We start from the raw sequence: 5,932 nt of genomic DNA on the forward strand, positions 1-5,932 counted from the left end.
GCCCTCGGCATACCGGTAGAACCTCTCTAAACACCCGAATCGCCGTTCATCGAGCGCCAACTATGAGTCGACGCTCAAGTGAAAGACCGAGGTTAAGGCGTGGCTACCCGGCGGTCGGGATGCCCAGCAGCTCGCGGGCCTCCGTGGGAGTCAGCGGGGTGCGCTGGGCCAACTGGGCGAACCCGACCGCCCGGGCGACCAGTTGCATGTTCGACTCGACCGGCCGACCCTTGGCATAGGTGATCGTGTCCTCCATGCCGACCCGCAGGTGACCGCCGGCGGAGAGGGAGGCCAGCAGCACCGGGATGGTGCTTCGACCGATGCCGGTCGCCGAGAACGTCGTACCCTCTGGCAGGTCGCGCAGGGCCTGCCGGCAGGCGACCAGGGCCTCCGTCGTACCGGGCATGCCGCCGGGTACGCCCATCACGAAATCCACGTGTACGTGCCCACCGGCCGGCAACCCGTACTTGCTGAGCAGCCGCTGCAACGAGGTGAGCTGCCCCAGGTCGAAGATCTCGTACTCGGGGACGACACCCCGCTCCTGCATCCGGGTGTGCAGGTCGACGATGAACTCCCACCGGTTCATGAAGACGTCGTCACCGAAGTTGACCGTGCCCATGGTGCAGGAAGCCATGTCCGGGGCGGCGTCGAGCACGGCCAGCCGGTCGGACTCCGGGTCGGTCACCGCACCACCGCTGGAGAGCTGCACGATCAGGTCGGTGCTGTCCCGCAGCGCCGCCACGGTCTCCCGTAGCCGGCCCAGGTCCAGGGTCGGCCGGGCCTCGTCGTCCCGAATGTGGACGTGGATCACGGCGGCACCGAGCGCCTCGCACTCCTTGGCGGTCACCACCAACTCGTCGAGGGTCACCGGCAGCGCCGGTACGTCTGCCTTCGTGGACTCCGCGCCGGTCGGAGCAACCGTGATCAACGTCCCTGTCGTCATGTCGGCGATCCTAGACGTTGCCCAGCCGATCCGGTCAGCCCCACTGAACGGCAGTTCAGGGCAGGTCGATGGCTGCCGTTCAGGGCAGGTCGATGGCTGCCGCGCTCTCCCCGACCAGCAACCGGGCGTCGTCGGCCACGTTGCGCTTGACCACCGCCAACGCGATCGGCCCCCACTCGAAGTGGCGCACTGCCGTACCGACAAAGCCCACCGTACGGCCGTCGTCGGTGGTGATCGGCGCACCAACCGCCGGCAGCTCGTCGGTGGTCACCCCATCCAGATGCAGCAGTACGAGTCGCCGGGGCGGACGGCCGAGGTTGTGCACCCGGGCCACCGTCTCCTGGCCGCGATAGCAGCCCTTGTCCAGGTGTACGGCCGGCCCGATCAGGTCCACCTCGGCCGGAATGGTGCGATGGTCGGTCTCGAAGCCGACCCGGGGCAGCCGGGCGGCCACCCGCATCGCCTCGTACGCCCAGAGTCCGACCACCGGCACCCCGGCGCCGGTCAGCTCACCCACCACCTTGGCCAGGTCGGCCCGGGGCACCAGCAGGTCCACCCCGAGCCGGACCCGACGGGCCCAACCGCCGCCGGGCAGCGGCCGTACGTCGTACCGGATGGTGGGGCGGCGGGGTGCCGACCCGGCGGCGAACTTCGGACCCGGCACCTCGACGGCGTCCGGCTCCGCCAGGTCGACGACGCCCAGGGTGCCCGCCGCCCGGACGGCGCCCGGCCCGACCAGGGAGAGCACCGCCCAGTCGGCGGTCACGTCACGCGGATCGACCTGGCTGAAGAACCGCATCTTCTCCAGGTAGGTCAGCAGGTCGGTGGTGCTGCCCGGCTCGGTGTCCAGCCAGACGGTCTCGCCGATCTCGGCGACCATGGCGTGCTGTTCGACGTGCCCGTGCGGGGAGAGCACCAGCAGCTCGGTGCCCTGCCCGTCGGCCAGCTCGGCCAGATGCTGGGTGGTCACCGTGTGCAGCCAGCTTGCCCGCTCGACACCCGGCACCGCCAGTACGCCCCGGTGCGACCGGTCGACCAGTCCCACGTCGGTGGCGAGGATCCGCTGTTCCCGCATCGGGTCGCCGTAGTGGGCTGCCACCCCGGCCACGCCGGCGGCGGCGTGGGCCGGTTCGGGCCGGTCCCGGGACTCCTCGTCGATCGCCTCGACTGCTACCGCACCCGCAATGTCGATCATTTCTGCTCCCCGCACTTGCCGCACACGCCAAACAGCGAGACGTGCCCGATGTCGACCAGGAACCCACGCTGGTCGGCCAACTGGTCGGCGAGCGGGCCGAGCAGCTCCGGCTCCATCTCCTCCACCGCCCCACAGTTGCGGCAGACGAGATGGACGTGCTGGTCCGGTCCGGCCGCGTGATAGGTCGGCGACCCATGCGACAGGTGTGTATGGGTAACCAGCCCAAGCCGCTCCAGCAATTCCAGGGTGCGGTAGATCGTGGTGATGTTCACACCGGCGGCGACCTCGCGGACCGCGTTGTGCACCTGCTCCGGGGTGGCGTGCTTCAGGTCGAGAACGGCTTCGAGGATCAGTTGCCGCTGCGCCGTCAGCCGCAGCCCGCGGGAGCGCAGCATCTCAGCCAGGGATGAGTCCGACACCGACCAATACTAGGCCGTGATACCTGGGTCGCGACGTGCCCTGGCCGCCCGACGGTGCGGGCCCAGGCGCAGGGCAGCTGTCAGCCCATGGTCTTGGCCCCGTCCAGGGACTCGCGGATGATGTCCGCATGCCCGGCGTGCTGGGCGGTCTCGGCGACGATGTGCATCAGCACCCGTCGGGCCGACCACCGCGCACCGGCCTCGAACCATGGGGCTTCCGGCAGCGGCTGCGTGGCACCCAGGTCGGGCAGGCTGGCCACCAGTTCGTCGGTGCGACGGGCCGTGTCGGCATAGTCGGCCAGCACCCCGGCCAGCGTCTCACCGGGCAGCATCCGGAACTCGTCGGCCCGCTGGGCCCAGTCGGCCTCGGTCATGTCGTTGACGTTGCCCAGCGACGTTGGACCATCCACGATGAAGCCCACCCAGGTCCGCTCGACGGCGGCAACGTGCTTGATCAGGCCACCCAGGCACAGCTCGCTGACGGTGGTGCGCTGCCCGGCCTGCTCGTCGGTGAGGTCCCGGGTGGTGAAACGCAGGAAGTGTCGGTACTGGGCCAACATCGCCAGCAGTTCGGCGTGCTCGCCGGTGGCGTCGGCGGTCACGACAGCCGTGGTGTGCGCGGTTGACGCGCCAGCGTTGTCGCGCGCGGCTGACACATCGGTGTTGTCATCAGTGGTCAACTCGTTGACGGTCATGATCACTGCCTTCCGGTTGTGCTCCATCGATCGATAACCACGTTAATGACGTAGCGGCCACTTTTTGACCTAAATCGCGGGCGACAATTTGGAACATGGCGAACACCAGCACCCGGACCCTTCGGCTGCTGTCCCTGCTCCAGGCCCGGCGCTACTGGCCGGGCCGTGAGCTGGCCGAACGACTGGGCGTCTCGGCCCGTACCCTGCGACGGGACATCGACCGGCTGCGTGAGCTGGGCTATCCGGTCCAGACGCAACGCGGCGTGGACGGCGGCTATCAGCTCGCCGCCGGGGCGGCACTGCCACCGTTGGTGATCGACGACGAGGAGGCGGTCGCCCTGGCCGTTGGCCTACAGGCCGCCGCGCAGGACGCGGTGGAAGGCATCGCCGAATCCTCGGTACGGGTGTTGGCCAAGGTGGTGCAGGTGATGCCGGCCCGGCTCCGCCGCCGGGTCGAGGCGCTGCGCGCGATGACCGTACCCGTCGCCGGGAGCGGCCCGACCCGGGCCGGCGTCGACCCGGGGGCGCTCACCACAGTCGCGCTCGCCTGCCGGGACAGCGAGCAGATCCGCTTCTCCTACACCGCAGCCGACGGCCGACACACCGACCGGCTCATCGAGCCACATCGGCTAGTGCGGGTCGGCCCCCGCTGGTATCTGGTCGCCTACGACCTCACCCGACACGACTGGCGCAGCTTCCGGGTAGACCGACTCGCCGCGCTGCGGGGCACCGGCACCCGGTTCCGGCCCCGGGATCTGCCCGCCGTCGACGCCGCTGCCTTCGTCCGTGCCCGTCTGGACAGCCTGCCCCGTTCATACCGGGTGGAGGCTGTGGTCGACGCCCCGGCCGTGCGTGTCCAAGAGCGGATCGGCAACTGGAGCAGAATCGAAGAGATCGATGCCGAGCACTGCCGGGTAAACCTCGCTACCGACTCGCTGGACTGGGTGATCCTGGCACTGGGCTCGCTCGGCGCTGATTTCCAGGTCCTCAGCCCGCCCGAACTGCTCCACCAGATCCACGAATGGGGAGCCCGATTCACCCGAGCCAGCGGTCACAGCGGTCCCAGCACGGCCTCGGGGTCCGCATCCAGCGCCAGCGTCTCCAGCACGGTGAGCAGTTGACGCTCCTCGTAGCTGAAGTGCGACTCCATGATCGCGGCCAAGCCCTCCAGATGCCGATCCAGCTCTGCTGGTGAGGCGGTCCGGGCCACGGCAGCCTGTAGCCCGGTCAGCAGGTGCGCGATCATCGAATGGTCCTGCCGCAGGTAGTGCAGCGTCTCCCGCAGTTCGGGGTGCTGCTCGGCGATGGCAGGGAACAGGTCGCGATCCTCGCCCTGATGGTGGGCGGTCAGAACGGTACAGAACCCGTGACAGAACAGCAGCAGGTCTCTGGTCGCCGGCTCGGCCGGCTCCCCAGCAGCCAGGGCCTCCCGGGTCACGGCCAACGCTTCGCGAAGCCGGTCATGGACGTTGCGCATTTCTCGGCTCCAGGCCACCAGCCTGGGCTTCTCGCCCTCACTCACAGGTGGAGGGCGAAGGGACAACGATCATCATCGTCGTATTCCTTCGATTCGGCGCCTCCATACCTGGCACGGCCTGCCACCGGTACGCGACGCTGCGGCCGAGGATACAACGAAGCGTGCCAGGCCCCTGGCCGGTACGCCTGCTGCGAAAGTCCCGGGCTACGCCGTACCCGCTTCGCTAGTCTCAGTTCTCGTGTCGAGCCGTCAGATCGTCGCCGTCCTGGGCCAGGGTGTCGTCCCGGCCGACCAGCCAGTGGTACGCGCCGACGACCTCGGGGTCCTGCACGGCGACGGACTCTTCGAGACCATGCACGTCCGGGCCGGTCAGCCGTGGCTGCGCGACGAGCACCTGACCCGGTTGGCCCACTCCGCCGAAACCCTCGACCTGATATTGCCCGACACCGCCGAACTGGCCGACCTGATCGCGAAGACCTGCGCCGCCTGGCCGGCCGACACGGAGGGTGCGCTGCGGTTGGTCTGCACCCGGGGGCCGGAGGGTGGCGGGCCGACCACCGTCTTCACCACCCTCGCCGAGGTGTCGCCAGTGATCCGCCGGGCCCGGCAGGCCGGCATCACCGTCGCCACCCTGCCGCTGGGGGTCGCTGCCAACGCCCGCGCCGGTACGTCCTGGCTGCTGGCCGGGGTCAAGTCGACCTCGTACGGGGTCAGCGCCGCCACCCGACGTTGGGCGGTCGCCAACGACGTGGACGACGTTTTGTGGACCTCCACCGAGGGCTACGCCCTGGAGGGCCCGTCGGCGAGTGTGGTCTGGTTGGACGGCGACACGCTGTGCACCGTACCGGCGGATTCCACCGGCATCCTGCCCGGCGTGACGGCCGGCTGGCTGCTGGCCCACGCCGGTGAGCTGGGCTTCTCCACCGCCGAACGGCTCGTCACGCCGGCCGAGTTGCGCGAGGCTACCGGCGGGGTGTGGTTCACCTCGTCGGTACGGGGCTTGGCCGAGGTACGGGCCCTGGACGGGATGCCGCTGCCCGCCTCACCGCACACGGCCACTCTGCGAAGTCTGCTCGGCTTCGCCGTCCCGGACCTCCAGACCGGGCCCGCCTAGACGAGTAGTTCCGATGTCAGGGGTCGATGTCTGGGCATGAAGAGAGGGCGTCCAAGATCGTGTTGTGACGCAAGACCTGGACACCCTCT

The 5,932-nt window shown here is 69.5% G+C and carries 7 protein-coding genes; 2 read left to right on the plus strand and 5 right to left on the minus strand.

What is annotated here, in order from left to right; genetic code table 11:
* Positions 1 to 103 precede the first annotated feature (103 nt).
* The 4 genes from ACWDV4_RS30630 to ACWDV4_RS30645 form a co-directional block, all read right to left on the minus strand.
* The gene (locus ACWDV4_RS30630; RefSeq protein WP_449985975.1) at positions 104 to 943 is read right to left on the minus strand and encodes a 3-keto-5-aminohexanoate cleavage protein; all 840 of its coding nucleotides are present in this window, start codon (positions 941 to 943) and stop codon (positions 104 to 106) included.
* A gap of 79 nt (positions 944 to 1,022) precedes the next feature.
* Positions 1,023 to 2,138, minus strand: coding sequence for a CAF17-like 4Fe-4S cluster assembly/insertion protein YgfZ (ygfZ, locus tag ACWDV4_RS30635; RefSeq protein ID WP_449985978.1), 1,116 nt, complete (start codon positions 2,136 to 2,138; stop codon positions 1,023 to 1,025).
* On the minus strand, positions 2,135 to 2,557 hold the full coding sequence (locus ACWDV4_RS30640; RefSeq protein WP_449985981.1) for a Fur family transcriptional regulator: 423 nt from the start codon (positions 2,555 to 2,557) through the stop codon (positions 2,135 to 2,137). The genes ygfZ and ACWDV4_RS30640 overlap by 4 nt, the downstream gene beginning before the upstream one ends.
* Positions 2,558 to 2,637: 80 nt before the next feature.
* Positions 2,638 to 3,279: a DinB family protein gene (locus ACWDV4_RS30645; protein WP_449985983.1), complete on the minus strand. Its 642-nt coding sequence runs from the start codon at positions 3,277 to 3,279 to the stop codon at positions 2,638 to 2,640.
* A 68-nt stretch (positions 3,280 to 3,347) separates the two neighbouring features.
* Between ACWDV4_RS30645 and ACWDV4_RS30650 the strand changes: the two genes are divergently transcribed.
* Complete coding sequence (locus ACWDV4_RS30650) at positions 3,348 to 4,373, plus strand: helix-turn-helix transcriptional regulator (protein WP_449985985.1); 1,026 nt, start codon at positions 3,348 to 3,350, stop codon at positions 4,371 to 4,373.
* Here the strand turns inward: ACWDV4_RS30650 and ACWDV4_RS30655 are convergent.
* Positions 4,304 to 4,729: a hemerythrin domain-containing protein gene (locus tag ACWDV4_RS30655; protein ID WP_449985987.1), complete on the minus strand. Its 426-nt coding sequence runs from the start codon at positions 4,727 to 4,729 to the stop codon at positions 4,304 to 4,306. The genes ACWDV4_RS30650 and ACWDV4_RS30655 overlap by 70 nt on opposite strands.
* A 238-nt stretch (positions 4,730 to 4,967) precedes the next feature.
* On the opposite strand from ACWDV4_RS30655, the gene ACWDV4_RS30660 reads away from it, so the two are divergent.
* Positions 4,968 to 5,843 carry an aminotransferase class IV gene (locus ACWDV4_RS30660; RefSeq protein WP_449985989.1) on the plus strand — a complete coding sequence of 292 codons (876 nt, stop codon included), beginning with the start codon at positions 4,968 to 4,970 and terminating at the stop codon, positions 5,841 to 5,843.
* The last annotated feature ends 89 nt before the right edge of the window (positions 5,844 to 5,932 follow it).

This window comes from Micromonospora sp. NPDC003197, from assembly GCF_053590565.1.